Raw genomic sequence first — 17,924 nt, 5'->3', positions numbered from 1 at the left:
CTGTCCGACAGCCCGACAGGAGTCTAACAACTTGTCGGGCAACCTGATAGCCTGCCAGGCGGGCAATGCCAGGCGTGAGAAAGTGAGGTGCGGGCATGGCGCGGTACGACATCGTGACCGTCTCCGGCGACCCCGAGGAGCGGGGCTACCGGTACGGGCTCGCCGCGAGAACCCGGATCGAGCACGCGCTGCAGACCTACGCCGGCGTCTTCCGGCACTACGCCGGGTGGGACTGGGCCACCGTGCGGCGGCACGGGTCGCGGTTCGCCGCCCCCATCGCGGACTTCTCCCCCGCCTCCGCCCGCGAGATCCGGGGCATCGCCCGCGGCGCCGGCGTCGAGGAGGCCGACATCCTGGCCCTCAACACCCGCAGCGAGATCATGTTCGCCGCGCCCGGCCGGGCCCGCGCCGTCGCCTCCACCGAGTGCACGTCGTTCGCGCTGACCCCCGAGCGCACGACCAGCCGGACCCCGCTGATGGGGCAGAACTGGGACTGGATCGAAGGAGCCAGAACGACCGCACTGGTACTGCGCGTGCTCCGCGACGACGGCCCGGACTTCGTCACCGTGGTCGAGGCCGGCATGCTCGCGAAGGTCGGCCTGAACTCCAGCGGCGTCGGACTGTGCACCAACACCCTCATCTCGGACGGCGACGAGGGCCGCTTCGGCGTGCCGTACCACGTGCTGCTGCGCTCGGTCCTCGACAGCGACAGCGGCGCCGAGGCGGTGCGGCGGATCCAGTCGGCGTCCCGGGCCAACTCGGCCAACTACCTCATCGCCGACACCACCGGGTTCTGCGCCGACCTGGAGACCGGGCCCGGCGACGGCCCCTGCGGCGTCATCGCGCCGGAGGGCGGCGCGGTCACCCACGCCAACCACTTCCTGGTCGACGGGCTCACCGGCGTGGACAAGTACCTCGAGCGCAAGGCGCACACCCGCAACCGGCTGCACCACCTGACCGAGCGGGTCCGCGCGCGCGACACCCACACGGTCGCGAGCCTCCAGGCGGCGCTGGCCGACCACGCCGACGCCCCGTTCAGCGTGTGCCAGCACCCGGACGCGGCCCAGCCGGACGCCGAGCGCACCTGCACCATCGCCGGGATCGTGCTGGACCTCGCCGATCGCTCGATGGTCTACGCCGCCGGCAGCCCCTGCGAGTCGGCGTGGTCGGAACCGGTGCGCGTCGATGCCTCGTTCTGACCGACCGGCTGCCCGACAGGCTGTTAACCTGGCAGCCGTGAAGGTTGTCCCCGTCGCGCAGCGCACCGCCGCGGAACACGTGCGATCGCAACTCATCGAACTCATCGAGTCCGGCGAGTTCGCGGTGGGCCAGCGGCTGCCCTCCGAGGCCGAGCTGGCCAAGTCGTTCGAGGTGAGCCGCTCGGTGATCCGCGAGGCGCTGCACAGCGTGAGCGCGCTCGGCCTCACCCGCTCCTACGCCGGCAAGGGCACCTTCGTCGACGCCCAGTTCGCGCCGTCGCAGCTGCTCACCGGGCAGTACCTCCCGCGCGACCTGCACGAGGTGCGCCGCACCCTCGAAGTGCCGCTGGCCGCCCTGGCCGCCGAGCGCCGCTCCCGCACCGACCTCAAGACGATGACCGCGCTGCTGGTGCGCTTCCGCGCCGAGCAGGACCCGTCGATCCGGGTCGGCATCGACGCCGACTTCCACGTGGCCATCGCCACCGCGACCGCCAACCCGCTGTTCCCCCGGCTCGTCTCCGAGCTGCGCTCGGTCCTGCAGGAGCAGGCGATCGCCGCGGCCGCCGTCTCGGGCCGGGCGGTCCAGGCGGCCGACGAGCACGACGCGATCCTCGCCGCCATCTCGAAGCGCGACGCCGAGGGCGCGGCCCAGGCCATGCGGCTGCACCTGGCAGCCGTCGAGGACACCGTGACCGCACCCAGCCGCCGCCGGTAACTTACCGGCGGCGGCCGTTTGACCCGGTGCGGTTTTGAGGGGGTGTGGGTGGAGCTTGCTCCCCCACTGTTGTTCAGGACATCCGACGGTAGACCCCGCTGCCCGTACCACCATCCGCCACTAGGCCGTTGCCGGGAACCGCTCCCACACGCGGTGCAGGGCCATCAAGGGCTGGAGCGCCTCGAGGGCGGCCGCGCCGCTGTCGGCCGTGACCACGCCCGGAGTGCCGGCCACGCCGACCTGGGCCAGGGCCTCCGCGCCGGCGCCCCACGCGCCGATCGCCTTGGCGTGCCGCCAGGCCTCGTCGACGAGCAGCAGGACCCGCGGGTCGACGGTCGCCGAGTCGGACGCGCCGGCCTTCGAGTCGCGGGCCGGGATGGCGTCCGGTGACGGCGCCGGCGCGGCCGCGAGCAGCAGGGCGTCGAACTCGACCGAGCGGGCGTTGGCGAAGGTCCGGTTCACCGTGAGATCCCCGATGACGCCGCCGCGCGGGCCGATCACCAGCGGCACCATGCCGGCCGAGAGCACCGAACGGCGCACCGCGTCGACGCCCTCGATGTCCGCCGGGTCCGGGCCGACCACGATGCCGACGGTCCGACCGTCGCCCGGCCAGGCCTCGCCGACCTGGGACAGCGCCGGGCTCGGGTCGAGGTCGACCAGCTCGATGGTGGGCTCCGGCGCGGGCAGGCCGAGGCCGGTGGCGACCTCCGAGCACAGCACCGGGTCGATGTTGGCCAGGCTCAGCAGCTGCCGCTCGCGGATCTCCTGGTGGTAGCACTTGGACAGCTCGAACGTGTATGCGTTGATGATGTGCTGGCGCTCGACCGGCGTCATGCTCAGCCAGAACTGCCGGACCTGGCTGTAGTGGTCGTCGAACGAGGCCGGGTTGGCGCGGATCTTCGGCGCCTCGGTGACGATCACCGGCGCGTCGATGAAGGCCCCGTCGTCCACGGTCGCCGTGAACGGGTTGCCGGCGTCGAGGGAGTTCGGCCGGTACGGCGCGACGCCCCCGTGCACCGCCTGCTGGTGGAACCCGTCGCGCAGCATGTCGTTGACCGGCACGTGCGGGCGGTTGATCGGGATCTGGTTGAAGTTCGGCCCGGCGAGCCGGGTGAGCTGGGTGTCGACGTAGGAGAACAGCCGGCCCTGCAGCAGCGGGTCGTTGGTCACGTCGATGCCGGGCGGCAGGTGGCCCAGGTGGAAGGCGGACTGCTCGACCTCGGCGAAGAAGTTCGTCGGCGTACGGTCCAGGGTCAGCCGCCCGACCGCCTGCACCGGGGCGAGCTCCTCCGGCACGATCTTGGTCGGGTCGAGCAGGTCGATGCCCGCGAAGGTCTGGTCGGGCGTGTCGGGGAAGACCTGCAGGCCCAGCTCCCACTCCGGGTACGCGCCGGCCTCGATGGCGTCGTAGAGGTCCCGGCGGTGGTAGTCCGGGTCCATGCCGCTGATCAGCTGGGCCTCTTCCCAGGTCAGCGAGTGCACGCCGAGCTTGGGCTTCCAGTGGAACTTGGCCAGCGCGGTGCCGCCGGAGGCGTTGATCAGGCGGAAGGTGTGGACGCCGAAGCCCTCCATCATCCGGTACGAGCGCGGGATGCCCCGGTCGGACATGTTCCACATGGTGTGGTGCTGGGCCTCGGTGTGCAGCGACACGAAGTCCCAGAACGTGTCGTGGGCGCTCTGCGCCTGCGGGATCTCGCGGTCCGGGTGCGGCTTGCCGGCGTGGATGATGTCCGGGAACTTGATCGCGTCCTGGATGAAGAACACGGGAATGTTGTTGCCGACGAGGTCGAAGTTGCCTTCGGAGGTGTAGAACTTCGTGGCGAAGCCACGGGTGTCGCGCACCGTGTCGGCCGAGCCGCGCGAGCCCAGGACGGTGGAGAACCGGACGAACACGTCGGTGCGCACGTCCTTGGCGAGGAAGGCCGCCTTGGTGACGTCCTCCGCGGTGCCGTACGCGACGAAGAACCCGTGCGCGCCGGTGCCCCGGGCGTGCACGACCCGCTCCGGGATCCGCTCGTGGTCGAAGTGCGTGATCTTCTCGCGGAAGTGCTGGTCCTGCAGGAGAATCGGGCCACGGGGGCCGGCCTTGAGCGAGTGGTCGGTGTCGTAGAGGCGCGCGCCGTACGAGGTGGTGAGGAACTCACCCTGCTGCGCGTTGGCGGTCGCCGGCCCGCCGGTCGGCACGCCCGTCGGCGTCACCGCGGCCGGGGTGCCCTGCTCGTCGGAGGGGGGCGGCGGCGGTACCGGCGTCGTGGGCTCCTCCAGCGCCGGCGTGACACTGCCGGGCTTGCCGGGCACATCCGGGGTCAGCGCGTCGGTGACCTTGGCGGCGGCCGCCTCGACGACGTCCTTGACGACCTCGGTGGGCTTGCGGGAATTCATGCGGGCGGTCCCTTCGCTCCGGATTACTACCTTTTGGCGGCTACCCGAGCGGCCGGTGAGGAAACAAACACACCCGGCAATGTCGATCACGTTTGACGCGGTGCCGCCGCTGGTCGTAGCGTCAGCGCGAATGACGGTGACAGGAAGCCGGTGCAAGTCCGGCACGGTCGCGCCACTGTGAGCCGGGAGACCGGCGAGTCAGACCCTCCGCCGTCAGCCGCCACTACAAGAGGGACGCCCGATCCCTGAAGGAGGCTCCACGTGAGCGTGTCGTCGTCGTCCAACCCCGGCGCAGTCGCGACGCCGGTCGTCATCCCGCTGTCCCGCTCCCTGGTCTGGCTGGTCGGCACCGCCGCGCTGGCCGCCCTGCTGTACTACTTCATCGGCATCGACCAGGGCGCCGTGTCCGTCTTCGGCAGCGACACCCACGTGCACGAGTTCGTGCACGACGGCCGGCACTTCCTCGGCTTCCCCTGCCACTGAGCCGGGCGATTACGTGGAGAAGCGCATCATCTTCCGCGGCGCGCTCGCCGGCGCCGTCGCCGGCCTCGTCGCGTTCGTCTTCGCGCGGATCTTCGCCGAGCCGCTGATCCAGCGGGCCATCGACTACGAGGGCGGCCGCGGCGAGGCCCAGGCGGCCCTCGACCGGGCGGCCGGCCTGGCCACCGACGACCACGAGCACGAGCTGTTCAGCCGCGCCGTGCAGGGCAACCTCGGCATCGGCGCCGGCATGGTCCTGTTCGGCCTGGCCATGGGCGCCCTGTTCGCCGTCGCCTACATGATCTGCCTGGGCCGCGTGGGCAACCTGCGCCCGCGCACCCTGGCCCTGCTGCTGGCCGGCGCCGGGTTCCTGACGCTGTACTTCGTGCCCTTCCTCAAGTACCCGGCCAGCCCGCCCGCGGTCGGCCACGAGGAGACCATCGGCCAGCGCAGCGCGTACTACCTCATCATGGTCCTCGCCTCGGTGCTGTTCCTGATCCTGGCCGTCATCCTGGGCCAGCGCCTCAAGCCCCGCTTCGGCACCTGGAACGCCACCCTGCTCGCCGCGGCCGCGTTCATCGTGGTGACCGGCGCGCTGATGGCCCTGCTGCCGGCCTTCGGCGAGCTGTCCACCAACGTCGCCGACTACGGCAGGCACGCCACCGAGACCCCGCTCCCCCTGCGCAACGAGGCGGGCGACATCATCTACCCCGGCTTCGACGCCGACCTGCTCTACGACTTCCGGGTCTACTCCCTCGCGGCGCAGGGGCTGCTGTGGGCGGTCATCGGCCTGATCTTCGCCCCGCTGGCCGAGCGCCTGCTGGGCAACCGCCCGATCCGCGTCGAACCCGCCGCGGAACAGGCCGCCGTCTGAGTCACGGCCGGGCGATCCAGGCCGCCGCGGCCGCCAGTGGATCGGTACCGCCGGCATCGTCTACCGGGAGTGGACCCCGATAGACGGTGCGGCGGTGGTCGGCGAACCAGGCCACCGTGAGGTACAACCGGGCCCCGTCACGCAGCTGGTGGGTCTCGTTGGCGCTGGTGAAGCCCTCGGTCGGAGCCCCGAACACGCGGACGTCCGGCCGACCGCGCAGCGCCACCGCCACCGCCTCGCCGGAGCTCGCCGTCTTCCCGCCGGTGAGCACCGCCAGCGGCCGTCCGGGCGTGCGGATCGCCGGGCGAGGGGCACGCGCCAGTTCGCGGCCCGCGAGCCGGATCCGCCCCGCCTCCAGGGTCCAGGGCTGCTCGGCGCCGCCCGGCGGGACGAAGTAGCCCAGCACCCCGTCGGGCAGCAGCGGCGCGAGGACGGCCAGCATCGGCCACATGTTGCCGCCGCGGTTGTCGCGCAGATCCACGATCCACCCGGTGGGCGCGGCCGCGGCCAGGTCACGCACGAGCGAAGAGCCGATGTTCTGGTACTCCCGGTGCCCGCTGCCCGGCAACCGTACCCACGCGACGGTGCCGTCGACGAGCCCGCCGGTCGGCGGTTGTGGCTCGGGCATCGCCGAGGGCCGGCCGCGCGCCCGCAGCCCGCTGTGCGGCCCACCGGCGCGGCCCAGCACCTCGGCGAGCACCGGGTGCGTGTCGGCATAAGTCCGGGCCCCGGCGCAGCGCTCGGCGGCGTCGGCGCGCACGGCCGGCCAGTCCAGTTCGGACCGGAACAGCGCGCTCGCCTCCATCAGGTCGAGGGCGTGCGACAGGTACCGCCGGACCCGCCACGCCCTCATGCCGATTGATGTTAGCGGGCGGTGTACTCCTCGTCGGTCACCTGCTCCAGCCAGTCCACCGCCCGCCCGCCGGCGACGCCGCTGAGCGCGAGGTGCGTCATCGCCGTTCCGGGGGCGGCGCCGTGCCAGTGCCGGACCCCGGGCGGGCACCAGACCACGTCCCCGGCCCGGATCTCCTCGACCGGACCGCCCTCGCGCTGCGTGCGGCCGACCCCCTCGGTCACCACGAGCCGCTGCCCGGCCGGGTGGGTGTGCCACGCCGAGCGCGCGCCGGGCTGGAAGGTGACATAGGCCCCGGTGTACTGCGCCGAAGGCTCGGCCCCGAACAGCGGCTGCACCAGGACCTCCCCGGTGAAGTTCTCGGCCGGGCCGCGGCTGGACGGCTGCGAGCCGCCGCGGGTGATCATCGGTCCGCCCCGGCCGGCAGCGGCGCCTCGCGGTTGGTCATGGCGTCCTGGGCCGCGGGGTAGCGGGCCCCGACGATCTGGATCTGGTCGGCGGCGGCGCGCAGCTCGGCCAGTTGCTCCTCGCTGAGCTCCACCTCGGCGGCGCCGGTGTTCTCGGCCATCCGCTCGGGGTTCTTCGTCCCGGGGATGGGCACGATCCACGGCCGCTGGTCGAGCAGCCACGCGAGGGCCAGCTGGGCCGGGGTGGCCCCGGTGTCGGCCGCGATCCGCTTGAGCACCTCGACCAGCGCCAGGTTGGCCGCGAGCGCCTCACCCTGGAACCGGGGCGTCTGCCCGCGGAAGTCGCTGTCGGCGAAGGTCGTCGTGGCGTCGATCGCGCCGGTCAGGAACCCCTTGCCGAGCGGGCTGTACGGCACCAGCCCGATCCCCAGCTCCGCCAGCACCGGAATCGTGTCCTGCTCGCGGTCGCGCCACCACATCGAGTACTCGCTCTGCACCGCCGCCACCGCCTGCACCGCGTGCGCCCGCCTGATGGTGCCGGCGGCCGCCTCGGACAGCCCGAAGTGCAGCACCTTGCCGGCTTCGATCAGCTCCTGGACGGTACCGGCGACGTCCTCGATCGGCACCTCGGGATCCACGCGGTGCTGGTAGTAGAGGTCGATCCGGTCGGTGCGCAACCGGCGCAGCGACTGCTCGACGGCGCGGCGGATGCTCTCCGGACGGCTGCACAGGCCGCCGGGCTCCACCCCGTTCTCCGCGAAGGCGAACCCGAACTTCGTCGCGATCCGCACCCGGTCCCGCACCGGCTCGAGCGCCTCGCCGACGATGTCCTCGTTGGCGAACGGCCCGTACACCTCGGCGGTATCGAAAAACGTCACCCCGAGCTCCACAGCCTGCCGGATCAGCGCGACCGCATCCTCCCGCGCGGGTCCCCCGCGCTGTCCGTAGGCTCCGGTGAGACTCATGCATCCGTAGCCGATCTCCGACACCGTCAGCCCGGTGCCGAGCGTGCGTTGCTTCACCCTCGTCTCTCCTCCGCGTCGGCCGATCCCACGGCCCCCACTACCCCTGCGTGGCCCGTCCAACCGACGCTACGGCCACCGGGCGCGGTCTGGGAGGCTCTGTCAGTACCTCCATGGGCACTACCTACTCGGCGGGTACGGCGCGTCGGCGAGCAGCCTGGCCAGGTGGGCGGCGTTCGCGGCCAGGGTCTTGGTCGCCGCGCCGGTGGTGTCGGGCTTCGGGCCGGCGTCGCTGTAGTCGACCTTGCCCATCGCCTCGCCGACCCAGTACGTGCCGCCGGCGGCCGGGAGGGTGAAGCCCACGTCGTTCAGGGCCTGGTAGACCTCGGCGGTCACGTGGTGGGCGCCGTCCTCGTTGCCCACGACCGCTACGACCGCGACCTTGCCGTACATCAGCGGGCGCCCTTGATCGTCCATTTCGGACAGTTCGGCGTCCAGGCGTTCGAGGACGACCTTGCAGACCGAGGCGGGCTGGCCCATCCAGATGGGGGTGGCGATGACCAGGATGTCGGCGCCGAGGAGTTTGCGACGCAGCTCCGGCCAGGCGTCGCCGTCGCCCTCGTCGGTGGAGACGCCGAACTTGACGTCGTGGTCGGCGACGCGCACCACCTCGCCGTCGACGTCGTGGTCGGACAGGGCGGTCAGCACCTCACGGCCGAGCAGCTCCGAGCTGGACGGGGCGGGCGACTTCTTGAGCGAGCAGACGAGCACCAGGGCACGCAAAACACGGTCTCCTTACAGGAATTCCTTGCGGTACAGGTCGATGAGCTCGGCGTAGTGCGGGCCGATGTTGGCCACGTACACCTCGTCGAAGCCGGCGTCCTCGTAGGCCTTGAGCTGCTCGGCCTGCTTGGCCGGATCGGGGCCGCAGGCGACCGCCTTCGCGACCTGCTCGGGGGTGACGAGCTGGGAGGCCTGCTCGAAGTGCTTCGGCGAGGGCAGCACCTGCGACAGCTCGCCGGGCACGCCGGAGTTCGGCCAGATCCGGTGCGCGGTCGCGACGGCCTCCTCCTCGGTCGGCGCCCACGAGGCCTTGAAGCCGCCCTGCACCGGCTTGTCGCCGCCGCCCGCCTCCCGGAAGGCCTTGACGAGGTCGCCGTCGGGCATGGTGAGGATGTAGCCGTCGGCGATGCGGCCGGCCAGATCGACCGCCTTGGGCCCGAACGCGGAGACGTACACCTTCGGCGGCTCCGCCGGCCGCGTGTACACTTGGGCCTGTTCGACGTTGTAGTAGCGGCCGCGGTGGTTGACGAACCCGCCGTCCCACAGCTCGCGCATGACGGCGACGGACTCCTCCAGCATCTCCAGCCGCTCGGCCGCCGAGGGCCACCGCTCGCCGGTGACGTGCTCGTTGAGCGCCTCACCGGTGCCGACGCCGAGCACGAAGCGGCCGTCGTGCAGCACGGCGCTGGTCGCGGCGGCCTGGGCGGTGACGGCCGGGTGGATGCGCTGGATCGGGCACGTGACCGCGGTCGTGACGGGAATCGTGACGACCTGGCTCAGCGCGCCGATCATCGACCAGACGAACGGGCTCTGCCCCTGCTCGTCGTTCCACGGATGGTAGTGGTCGGAGATCCACAGCCCCTGGAAACCGGCCTCCTGGGCCAGTTTCGCCTGCTCGATGAGCTGGGCCGGGGTGTACTCCTCGCACGACAGGAAATACCCGATTCGCATGCGGGCCTGTTACCCACCCAGCATTGCCCGTACCATTGCCGCGTCCTCGTTGGCCCCGAACAACGCGGTCCCGGGCTCCATCCGCACGCCCGCGGCGAGCGGTCCGGCGAGCACCGGGTCGAAGCCGAGCGCGTCCACGATCGCGGCGACCGCGGCCAGGTCGTCCGGGTCGTCGCCGGCGACGGCGATCGCGCGCCGCCCCGGGCTGCCGGGCGGGGCGGCGCCGTCCTCGAGGTCGTGGTACCCCATGTGGTTGAACGCCTTCACCACCCGCGAGTCCGGCAGGAACGCCTGCACGAGCGCGCTGGAGTTGCCGAGGTCGTCGCGCACCCCGTCGACCTCCCACCAGTAGTTCATGGCGTCGATGACGAGCTTTCCCCGCAGTTCCTTCGCCGGTACGGTCCGGTGCTTGCCCAGCGGCAGCGCCAGGATGACGACGTCGGCGCGCGCGGCCGCCTCGGCCGCGGTGACGGTGACCGCGCCCGGGGCGAGAACCTCGACGATGAGGGCGATCTTCGCCGGGTCGCCGGAGCCCGCGAGGAGCACCTCGTAGCCGGCGGCGACGGCGAGGCGGGCCAGGACCGTGCCCACCTTGCCGGCGCCGAGGATGCCGATGACCACGGCTCAGCCCGCCAGGATGTCGCGGACCATCGGCGCGACCTTGGCCCCGAACAGCTCGACGGCGCGCATCCGGGCCGCGACCGGCTGGGCCCCGGACGAATAGATCATGTCGAACCGGCCGACGCCGAGCGCCTTGACCGTCGCGGCGATCTTGCGGGCCACGGTTTCCGGGCCGCCGATGTACATCGAGCCGTGCGCCACCTCCGCCTCGAACTCGGCCCGGCGCAGCGGGGGCCAGCCGCGCAGGGCCCCGATGCGGTCCCGGATCACCTTGTACGGCTCGTAGTACAGCTCCTTCGCCTGCTCGTCGGTGTCCGCGACGAACCCGGGCGAGTGCATGCCCACCGGATGCGCGAGCGTGCCGAGCTGGTCGGCGGCCCGGCGGTACAGGTCGATGTAGGGCTTGAACCGCTCGGGGTTGCCCCCGATGATCGCCAGCATGAGCGGCAGGCCGTGCCGGGCGGTGCGCACCACCGACTGCGGGGAGCCGCCGACGCCGACCCAGGTGGCGAGCCGGCCGGACTCGGTCTTGGGGAACACGTCGGCCTCGTGCAGCGGGGCACGCACGGTGCCGCTCCAGGTGACCGGCCGCTCGTCGAGCAGCTGCACGAAGAGCTCGAGCTTCTCCTCGAACAGCTTGTCGTAGTCGGCCAGGTCGTAGCCGAACAGCGGGAAGGACTCGGTGAACGAGCCGCGGCCCAGGATCACCTCGGCCCGGCCGCCGGAGATGGCGTCGACGGTGGCGAAGCGCTGGAACACCCGGACCGGATCGTCGGAGCTGAGCACCGTCACGCCGGAGCCCAGCTTGATCCGGGCGGTGCGGCCGGCGATGCCCGCGAGGACGGTCTCCGGGGTCGAGATCGAGTACTCGGGCCGGTGGTGCTCGCCGAGCGTGATCGCGTCCACCCCGAGCTCGTCGGCGAGGACGGCCTCCTCGACGACCTGGCGGATCGCGGCGGCGTAGGACAGCGGCGCGCCGGTGTGGTCGACCGGGACGTCGCCGAAGGTGTCGAGCCCGAGAACGAGGTCGCTCATGGTGCACTCCCTCACGTTGATTGACGCGTCAATCATGCCGTCGATATGATTGACACGTCAATCAGCTTGGAGGTGACGCCGATCATGCCCCGTCGACTGCCGTACCGTGACGAGTTGCGCACGTGGCGTGAGTTCCTGGAGACCGTCGAGGCCCTGCGCACCGAGCTCGCCGCCAGGTTGCAGCGGGACACCGGGCTGTCGCCGAGCGATTATGCGGTACTGCTGGCGCTGAGCGAGGCCGACGGTCACCGGCTGCGCTCGTCCGACCTCGCCGTGGCGTGCGGCTGGGAGCGCAGCCGCCTGTCGCACCATCTGGCCCGCATGGAACGCCGCGGGCTCATCCGCCGCGAGGAGTGCGTCACGGACAGCCGCGGCGCCGAGGTGGTCCTGGACAGCACCGGCGCCGACACGTTCCGCAATGCCACGATGCCGCACCTCACCGCCGTGCGGGAGCTGTTCGTCGACGCCCTGACGCCCGAGCAGCTCGCCGCCGCCGGCGACATCGCCGCCGCCCTGCGATCACGATTGGGTTGATCCGTTTGGCCGGGTTGCGCCGGGGGTCGACAGTGAAGTCATGTCGATCGATCGCAGGAGGCTCGCCCGGTTCACCGTCGCGGCGATCGCCGTCCTGATCCACCTCATCGCGATCGCCGCCCTCGGCTTCAGCGCCTGGATGGTCATCCGCGACTTCCCGAGCTTCACGCTCCTGCCCGGCGTCGTCCTGCTGGCCTTCGGCGTGCTGCTGCTCCCCCGCCCGCCGGGACTCCCCCGCTACGCGACCCGGCTGCGCCGCGAGGACGCCCCGCACCTCTTCGCGTTCGTCGACACCGTAGCGGGCGCGGTCGGCGTGCCGTGCCCTGCCCTGATCGTGCTGGACGACCGCTTCGACGCCGACGGCGCCACGACCGGCCTGCTGCGGCGGCGGTACCTGCGCCTCGGCGTCCCGCTCTTCGCCGTCCTCGACCCGGGCCAGCGCACCGCGCTGGTCGCCCACCAGCTGGCCCACTTCACCACCGGCAACCCGCTGCGCAGCGGCCTCGCGGGCAGTGCCGACCTCAGCCTGGCCAACCTGGCCGCCATGTTCGAACCGCGGTCCGACACCGCGCTGCGGGCCTTCCAGGACGAGCAGATCGTCAAGGCGTCCCTGAACACCGCCGGCGCGGGCGGCATGCGGGTGAGCGGGAACGTCGCCAACGTCTGGTACGCCGAAATGCTCATCCGCCCGTTCCTGTGGGTCCTGCAACAGATCTCCTCGCTGGGCCGCCGCGCCCTGGTGACCCTCGCCCGCCCCGACGTCGAACGCGCCGAGTTCGCCGCCGACACGGTGGCCGCCCGCACCGCCGGCTCGGCCGCGGCCCTGGAGATGCTCGACATGCTCGCCCTGGGCGAGCCGGTGGTGACGGTCCTGCGCCGGCACATCCGCGCGACCCGCTCGGACACCCCCGACCCGGCCACCTGGCAGGCCCTGGCCCGCGAGATCCGCGGCCACGCGACGACGGCCGACCCGCCACCGTTCGAGGGCCACCCACCGATCACCGACCGCGTCCGCGTCCTGGAGGCGCAGCCGCCCTTGAAACCGGCACTGTCCGCGGCCACCGACGCCGCCGAGGGCGTGGACGCCGAGCTGGCCACCGCGTACCGGCGCCTGGCCCGCGACCTGCGCTACGGCTGAACCGTCACGCGGTCCGGTCGAAGCGGTACAGCTCGCAGCTGTCCGGATCGCCGTCGTACCAGTACAGCCACGGCTCCCGCGCGGTGCCGGAGATGTACAGCGACGCGCTGAAGGAGCCGGGCCGCCCGTCCGAGGTCAGGGACAGACGGATGTCGCCCTGGCTTCCGGTCTCCGGCTGCAGGTGCCATTCCCCCGGGCCGGACAGGTCCATGAACCCGTCCATGAAATCAGTGCTGAGCGCGGTCGCCACGAGCGCGTCGCCCGCCCGCAGTTCGAGCCGGGCCCCGTCCTGGGTCACGTAGGTCCCGATGAGATCGGCCTCGGCGATGCGATCGGGCCGCCCGGCGCCGCAGCCGAAGTAGTTCACCGGGCCGAACAGCACCCATCCCCCGGCGCAGCAGGCCAGCACCGCGCAACAGGCGGCAACGAGCCCCGCCACCGTGACCCCGACCGCCGCGACACCAACCTTCTTGAACACGTTCAGATTCTCGGCCGCGCATGGCCCCGCGGGCAAGACCGGACACGGCGTGACGGTGGACTCATCGGCGGCGATCTTCGACCGCGGCCCGGAGCCGCGGCGCCGGGTCAGGCCGAGGCAAAGTCCCGCTGGTCGGCCAGCAGGCGGGTCATCGCCTCGGCCGGCATCGGGCGGGCGAGGTGGTAGCCCTGGCCCAGGGAGTACCCGAGGTCGAGGAGCCGGTCGACCTGGGCCCGGTTCTCGATGCCCTCGGCCACCGTGTCCAGGCCGAGGGCCAAGGCCAGCTGCATGACCGCGCGGGCCACGGCCTGGCGGGCGTCGGCCTCCGGGGAGCCGGGCTCGTCGAGCTCGATGCCGTCCACGAACGACTTGTCGAGCTTGATGATCGCGGCCGGGAACGAGCGCAGCAGGCTCAGCGAGGACTCGCCGGTGCCGAAGTCGTCGAGGGCCATCCGGACGCCGAGTTCGTGCAGCTGGTACAGGGCGCGGGAGACCTGCTGGCCGCGCAGTACGGCGGACTCGGTCAGCTCCAGCACCAGCCGGTCGGCGGGCAGGCCGGACTCGGCCAGGACGGCCTGCACGTCGGCCACGAAGTCGGGGTCGTGCAGCTGGCGGGCGGAGACGTTGGGGCCGAACTTCTGCAGCGCGTCGGGGCCGAACTCGGCCAGCCAGGCCGCCGCCTGCCGGCACGCCTCGCGCAGCACGAAACGGCCCAGCGGGACGATCAGGCCGGTGCTCTCGGCGGCCGGGATGAACTCGGCCGGCGACACCATGCCGCGGGTCGGGTGCATCCACCGGGCCAGGGCCTCCACGCCGACGATGCGCCCGGTGTGCAGGGCCACGATCGGCTGGTAGTGCACCGTGAACTCGCCCGCGTCGAGTGCCCGCAGCAGCTCGCCGCCGAGCTGGGCGTGGTCGGCCACCGGCTGGGCCATGCCGTCGTGGTACCGCACCCAGTTCGCCTTCCCCCGCTGCTTCGCCGCGTACATGGCGACGTCGGCGTCGCGCAGGAGGCGGTCGAGCGTGGTGCCGGCCGGGGCGGTGGCGATGCCGATGCTGGCGTGCACGAGCAGCCGGTGGGTGCTGAGCGGGCCGGCGAACGCGTCGAGGATGCGCTGGGCGAGGGTCTCGCCGAGGATCGTGGGCTCGCTGATGAGCACCGCGAACTCGTCGCCGCCGAGGCGCACCGGGAGGCCGTCGGCGCCGGTCGCGTCGCGCAGCACGGCCGCGACCGCCATCAGCAGGTCGTCGCCGACGTCGTGGCCGAGGGAGTCGTTGATGGTCTTGAAGTCGTCGAGGTCGACCAGCAGCACGGTGGCGCCGCCCCGTTCGAGCTGCTCGCCGAGGCGCCGGCGGAACAGCGCGCGGTTGGCCAGGCCGGTGAGCCCGTCGTGGGTGGCCTCGTGCTGCAGGCGCTCCTCGGAGGCGCGCTTCTCCCGCAGCAGCCGGGCGTTCTCCCGGAAGACGACGAACTGGCGGACCGTGACCAGGCCGGTGACGAGCACCGAGGCGACGATGACGAGCTTGTCGGTCCAGGTCAGCGCGCCCGGGATGACGGCGATGAGCGGGACGTCGACGGCGGCCACGGCGAGGTACGGCAGCCAGGTGTTGGCCCGCCGCGGTGCGGCGCCGGTGAAGCGCCACTGCCGGTACACGGCCAGCGTGCCCAGCACCGGCGCGATCGGCATGGCCACGGCCTGCGCCGGAATGGTGCCGGGGTCGCCGCCGAGCACCATCAGCAGGGCCACCGCGGCGCCCACCGAGCCGGTGAGGCCGATGAGGCGCAGCGCGGTGCGGTCGATCGGGCCGCCACGGATGTACGAGACCTTGGTGATCCCGCCGACCGCGAGCGTGAACGACAGGCCGAGCAGGACGAGCGCCTGGATGCTCCAGATCCGCTCGCCGCCGATCATCGGGGCCAGGCCGAAGTGGAACAGCACGGTGCTGCCGCCGAGGAAGGCGATGGCCCGGTCCAGCAACTGCCGCCAGCGCTCGCCGGCGCTGCCGATGCCGAGCGGCACCCGGCCCATCGCCCACATCGCGATGAGGAACCCGATCCCGGCGAACACGGCCGCGGCCGTGGGCATCACCGGCAGGATGGAGGTGTCGCGGAAGCCGGCGACGGCGAGGATGGAGTAGCCGACGCCGATCCCGGCGAAGGCGGCCGTCAGGGACCGCCAGAACCGGCGGGCCGGCACGGACAGCGGCGCGCGGCGCAGCAGGTCGAAGGCGGCGAACGCGGTGATCGCCGCGCCGAGCGGCAGCGCCAGGAACGACACGGCGGCCGGTCCGATCCCGGTGATCGCCCACCCGGCGAACCACAGCGAGCTGACCAGCGCGACCACGCCGGTGGCCACGACATAGCGCAGCGGGGCTCGATGGTCGGCGGTCACGGATGGACAGATCGGCCGCGCCGGGCCCGTTTCAAGCGATTGGACGCATCTCACAGCGGGTCCGGAAGTTTCATGCCTCATCCGGTACTTTCGGCGCCGTTGTTCCAGGTCGCGCCCGGACCACCCTGTTCAGGCCGGTGCGTCCCTTCCGGAACCGGTTGACAATCGTCGGCTAGATCGATGAGCGTCGAGCCAAGGAAGGGAGACTTCATGAACCGTATGAGGCTGGTCATCGGGGCCGCCTGCGCCGCCGTGCTGGCCGCCGGGTCGCTGGCGCTGGCCGGCACCGCCCACGCCGAGGCCGACCGGACGGTCACGTCGAACACGACCGGCACCCACAACGGCTACTTCTTCAGCTACTGGAAGGACAACGGCAACGTCACCATGAACCTGGGCGCCGGTGGCAACTACAGCGTCCAGATGAACGGGGTCAACAACTCCGTGGTCGGCAAGGGCTGGAAGCCGGGCTCGAGCCACACGGTGAACTACTCCGGCTCGTTCAACTGCGGTGGCAACTGCTACCTCGCGCTGTACGGCTGGACCACCAACCCGCTGATCGAGTACTACGTCGTGGAGACGTACGGCAACTACAACCCGAGCAACGGCACCCAGCGCCTCGGCTCGGTCACCACCGACGGCTCCACCTACGACGTCTACCGCACCCAGCGGGTCAACCAGCCCTCGATCATCGGCACGGCGACGTTCTACCAGTACTGGAGCGTCCGGCAGAACAAGCGCGTCGGCGGCACCATCACCACCGCCAACCACTTCAACGCGTGGGCGTCGCTGGGCCTGCAGCTCGGCTCGCACGACTACCAGATCCTGGCCACCGAGGGGTACCAGAGCAATGTCAGCTCGAACATCACGGTGACCGAGGGCCCTGCCCCGACCACGAACTCGCCGCGCCCGACGACCCCGGGCCCGACGACTCCCGGTCCGACCACCCCGGGCCCGACCGGCGGGAGCGGTGCCTGCCAGGTGACCAACGCGCTGAACCCGTGGAACACCGGGCTCACCGACAACATCACCATCAAGAACACCGGCAGCACGGCCATCAACGGCTGGCAGCTGAAGTTCAACCTGGCATCCGGGCAGAGCATCACCTCGGGCTGGAACGCCACGTACTCCCCGTCGAGCGGTGCGGTCACCGCCACGAACGCGAGCTACAACGGCTCGATCCCGCCCGGCGGCTCGACCACCATCGGCTTCCAGGCCAACCACACCGGCAACACGGCCGCCCCGAGCGGCTTCACCCTGAACGGCGCCTCCTGCAGTAGCTAGCCGGCGTGCTTCGGGAACGGCCGGCGCCGGGGTTGCGGCGCCGGCCGTCGCGCGGGCGCGTCGCGCTCCTCGGCCGACACCGTGTGCATCGCCACGAACGCCAGCACGATGACGGCGGCCGAGGCGGCCAGGGTGATCGGCAGCTCCAGGCTGATCGGCGTGACACCCTCCACCGGGCCGAGCCAGGCGTCGTCGAGGTGCACCCGCACGGCGGTCATCGCGGTGTAGTGCATCGCGCACACCGCGACCGCCATCACCGCCCCGGCCACGAGCACCTGGGCCCGGCCGCGCACGACCACGGACAGCCACAGCGCCACGATCGCCGCGACGATGGCGACGAGCACGGAGGCGAGCACGAGGTTGGCCTCGTAGGTGAGGTACCCGTTGACCCGCACCGCCGCCATGCCGGTGTAGTGCATCGCCGACACCCCGAGGCCGGTGAACACGCCGCCGGAGATGACCCGCACCGGGCGCGGGCGGCCCGTGCCGGCCACGAACAGCCCGACGAACACCACCCCGCCGGCGAGGACCGCGCTCACGGCGGTGAGGCGCACGTCGTACCGCAGCGGCGAGGCCGGCACGTCGAAGCCCAGCATCGCGGTGAAGTGCATGAGCCAGATCCCGCCGCCGAGCGTGATCGCGGCCAGGGTGAGCCAGCGTTGGCGGTGCCGGGAGCCGGCCGCCCGACCGCGCGCGGCGCAGGTCAGGGCCAGCCCGCTGGCCAGGAACGCGAGGGCGAAGGCGAACGCGGGGTTGAGCGCGCCGTGGGCGAACATGTCCGTCGGGGTCACCGGGGCATTCAGCGGCCGCGGGCGGTGCGCCGACCGCACACCGTGTG

18 protein-coding genes and 1 riboswitch are annotated in these 17,924 nt (G+C 72.1%); of the genes, 7 read left to right on the top strand and 11 right to left on the bottom strand.

The window, feature by feature from the left end:
• Positions 1–95: 95 nt before the first annotated feature.
• Together ACQP00_RS25525 and ACQP00_RS25520 are read left to right on the top strand one after the other, a co-directional pair.
• Positions 96–1,199 carry a C45 family autoproteolytic acyltransferase/hydolase gene (locus ACQP00_RS25525; RefSeq protein ID WP_433223207.1) on the top strand — a complete coding sequence of 368 codons (1,104 nt, stop codon included), beginning with the start codon at positions 96–98 and terminating at the stop codon, positions 1,197–1,199.
• 37 nt (positions 1,200–1,236) lie between these two features.
• Entirely contained in the window at positions 1,237–1,914 is a 678-nt protein-coding gene (locus ACQP00_RS25520) for a FadR/GntR family transcriptional regulator (RefSeq protein ID WP_433223205.1), read from the top strand.
• Between the two features lie 120 nt (positions 1,915–2,034).
• Here the strand turns inward: ACQP00_RS25520 and ACQP00_RS25515 are convergent, their stop codons facing one another.
• Positions 2,035–4,296, bottom strand: a complete 2,262-nt coding sequence (locus ACQP00_RS25515; RefSeq protein ID WP_433223203.1) for a catalase — start codon at positions 4,294–4,296, stop codon at positions 2,035–2,037.
• Between the two features lie 81 nt (positions 4,297–4,377).
• Positions 4,378–4,508, top strand: a riboswitch (cobalamin riboswitch).
• A gap of 49 nt (positions 4,509–4,557) precedes the next feature.
• Between ACQP00_RS25515 and ACQP00_RS25510 the strand changes: the two genes are divergently transcribed.
• Together ACQP00_RS25510 and ACQP00_RS25505 are read left to right on the top strand one after the other, a co-directional pair.
• Positions 4,558–4,779 carry a CbtB domain-containing protein gene (locus ACQP00_RS25510; protein WP_433223201.1) on the top strand — a complete coding sequence of 74 codons (222 nt, stop codon included), beginning with the start codon at positions 4,558–4,560 and terminating at the stop codon, positions 4,777–4,779.
• A 13-nt stretch (positions 4,780–4,792) separates the two neighbouring features.
• A complete protein-coding gene (locus ACQP00_RS25505) occupies positions 4,793–5,650 on the top strand; it encodes a CbtA family protein (protein WP_433223199.1) in 858 nt (285 codons plus the stop codon).
• Between the two features lies 1 nt (position 5,651).
• Here the strand turns inward: ACQP00_RS25505 and ACQP00_RS25500 are convergent, their stop codons facing one another.
• From ACQP00_RS25500 to ACQP00_RS25470, 7 genes are all read right to left on the bottom strand, one after another.
• Positions 5,652–6,503 (bottom strand): S41 family peptidase, encoded by an 852-nt coding sequence (locus ACQP00_RS25500; RefSeq protein WP_433223197.1) that lies wholly within the window; start codon positions 6,501–6,503, stop codon positions 5,652–5,654.
• A gap of 11 nt (positions 6,504–6,514) precedes the next feature.
• Complete coding sequence (locus tag ACQP00_RS25495) at positions 6,515–6,910, bottom strand: (R)-mandelonitrile lyase (RefSeq protein ID WP_433223195.1); 396 nt, start codon at positions 6,908–6,910, stop codon at positions 6,515–6,517.
• On the bottom strand, positions 6,907–7,932 hold the full coding sequence (locus ACQP00_RS25490) for an aldo/keto reductase (RefSeq protein ID WP_433223193.1): 1,026 nt from the start codon (positions 7,930–7,932) through the stop codon (positions 6,907–6,909). The genes ACQP00_RS25495 and ACQP00_RS25490 overlap by 4 nt, the downstream gene beginning before the upstream one ends.
• Before the next feature lie 120 nt (positions 7,933–8,052).
• The gene (locus ACQP00_RS25485) at positions 8,053–8,655 is read right to left on the bottom strand and encodes a flavodoxin family protein (RefSeq protein WP_433223191.1); all 603 of its coding nucleotides are present in this window, start codon (positions 8,653–8,655) and stop codon (positions 8,053–8,055) included.
• 12 nt (positions 8,656–8,667) lie between these two features.
• Positions 8,668–9,606 (bottom strand): TIGR03557 family F420-dependent LLM class oxidoreductase, encoded by a 939-nt coding sequence (locus tag ACQP00_RS25480; RefSeq protein WP_433223189.1) that lies wholly within the window; start codon positions 9,604–9,606, stop codon positions 8,668–8,670.
• 9 nt (positions 9,607–9,615) lie between these two features.
• On the bottom strand, positions 9,616–10,227 hold the full coding sequence (locus ACQP00_RS25475; protein ID WP_433223186.1) for an NADPH-dependent F420 reductase: 612 nt from the start codon (positions 10,225–10,227) through the stop codon (positions 9,616–9,618).
• A 3-nt stretch (positions 10,228–10,230) separates the two neighbouring features.
• On the bottom strand, positions 10,231–11,262 hold the full coding sequence (locus ACQP00_RS25470; RefSeq protein WP_433223184.1) for an LLM class flavin-dependent oxidoreductase: 1,032 nt from the start codon (positions 11,260–11,262) through the stop codon (positions 10,231–10,233).
• Between the two features lie 84 nt (positions 11,263–11,346).
• Here ACQP00_RS25470 and ACQP00_RS25465 point away from each other — a divergent pair, with 84 nt between their 5' ends.
• Both ACQP00_RS25465 and ACQP00_RS25460 read left to right on the top strand, forming a co-directional pair.
• Positions 11,347–11,796, top strand: coding sequence for a MarR family winged helix-turn-helix transcriptional regulator (locus ACQP00_RS25465; RefSeq protein WP_433223182.1), 450 nt, complete (start codon positions 11,347–11,349; stop codon positions 11,794–11,796).
• A 40-nt stretch (positions 11,797–11,836) separates the two neighbouring features.
• The gene (locus tag ACQP00_RS25460) at positions 11,837–12,934 is read left to right on the top strand and encodes a M48 family metallopeptidase (protein ID WP_433223180.1); all 1,098 of its coding nucleotides are present in this window, start codon (positions 11,837–11,839) and stop codon (positions 12,932–12,934) included.
• A 4-nt stretch (positions 12,935–12,938) separates the two neighbouring features.
• Here the strand turns inward: ACQP00_RS25460 and ACQP00_RS25455 are convergent, their stop codons facing one another.
• Positions 12,939–13,412, bottom strand: a complete 474-nt coding sequence (locus tag ACQP00_RS25455; RefSeq protein WP_433223178.1) for a hypothetical protein — start codon at positions 13,410–13,412, stop codon at positions 12,939–12,941.
• Between the two features lie 107 nt (positions 13,413–13,519).
• A complete protein-coding gene (locus ACQP00_RS25450) occupies positions 13,520–15,805 on the bottom strand; it encodes a putative bifunctional diguanylate cyclase/phosphodiesterase (protein WP_433223176.1) in 2,286 nt (761 codons plus the stop codon).
• A gap of 219 nt (positions 15,806–16,024) precedes the next feature.
• Between ACQP00_RS25450 and ACQP00_RS25445 the strand changes: the two genes are divergently transcribed.
• A complete protein-coding gene (locus tag ACQP00_RS25445; protein WP_433223979.1) occupies positions 16,025–17,086 on the top strand; it encodes a glycoside hydrolase family 11 protein in 1,062 nt (353 codons plus the stop codon).
• On the opposite strand, the gene ACQP00_RS25440 is transcribed toward ACQP00_RS25445, so the two are convergent.
• On the bottom strand, positions 17,083–17,877 hold the full coding sequence (locus tag ACQP00_RS25440) for an MHYT domain-containing protein (RefSeq protein WP_433223174.1): 795 nt from the start codon (positions 17,875–17,877) through the stop codon (positions 17,083–17,085). The two genes, ACQP00_RS25445 and ACQP00_RS25440, sit on opposite strands and share 4 nt — an antisense overlap.
• Positions 17,878–17,924: the final 47 nt, after the last annotated feature.

The organism is Dactylosporangium sp. CS-047395 (assembly GCF_050942185.1).
Taxonomy (GTDB): Bacteria; Actinomycetota; Actinomycetes; order Mycobacteriales; family Micromonosporaceae; genus Dactylosporangium.
This window is presented reverse-complemented; position numbering and strand designations above follow the sequence as displayed.

What these genes read in the sequence shown, in the direction of transcription:
- ACQP00_RS25525 (WP_433223207.1), top strand. Translation starts at nt 96, where the DNA reads ATGGCGCGGTACGACATCGTGACCGTCTCCGGCGACCCCGAGGAGCGG.
- ACQP00_RS25515 (WP_433223203.1), bottom strand. Translation starts at nt 4,296, where the DNA reads ATGAATTCCCGCAAGCCCACCGAGGTCGTCAAGGACGTCGTCGAGGCG.
- ACQP00_RS25500 (WP_433223197.1), bottom strand. Translation starts at nt 6,503, where the DNA reads ATGAGGGCGTGGCGGGTCCGGCGGTACCTGTCGCACGCCCTCGACCTG.
- ACQP00_RS25495 (WP_433223195.1), bottom strand. Translation starts at nt 6,910, where the DNA reads ATGATCACCCGCGGCGGCTCGCAGCCGTCCAGCCGCGGCCCGGCCGAG.
- ACQP00_RS25480 (WP_433223189.1), bottom strand. Translation starts at nt 9,606, where the DNA reads ATGCGAATCGGGTATTTCCTGTCGTGCGAGGAGTACACCCCGGCCCAG.
- ACQP00_RS25470 (WP_433223184.1), bottom strand. Translation starts at nt 11,262, where the DNA reads ATGAGCGACCTCGTTCTCGGGCTCGACACCTTCGGCGACGTCCCGGTC.
- ACQP00_RS25465 (WP_433223182.1), top strand. Translation starts at nt 11,347, where the DNA reads ATGCCCCGTCGACTGCCGTACCGTGACGAGTTGCGCACGTGGCGTGAG.
- ACQP00_RS25460 (WP_433223180.1), top strand. Translation starts at nt 11,837, where the DNA reads ATGTCGATCGATCGCAGGAGGCTCGCCCGGTTCACCGTCGCGGCGATC.
- ACQP00_RS25445 (WP_433223979.1), top strand. Translation starts at nt 16,025, where the DNA reads ATGAGGCTGGTCATCGGGGCCGCCTGCGCCGCCGTGCTGGCCGCCGGG.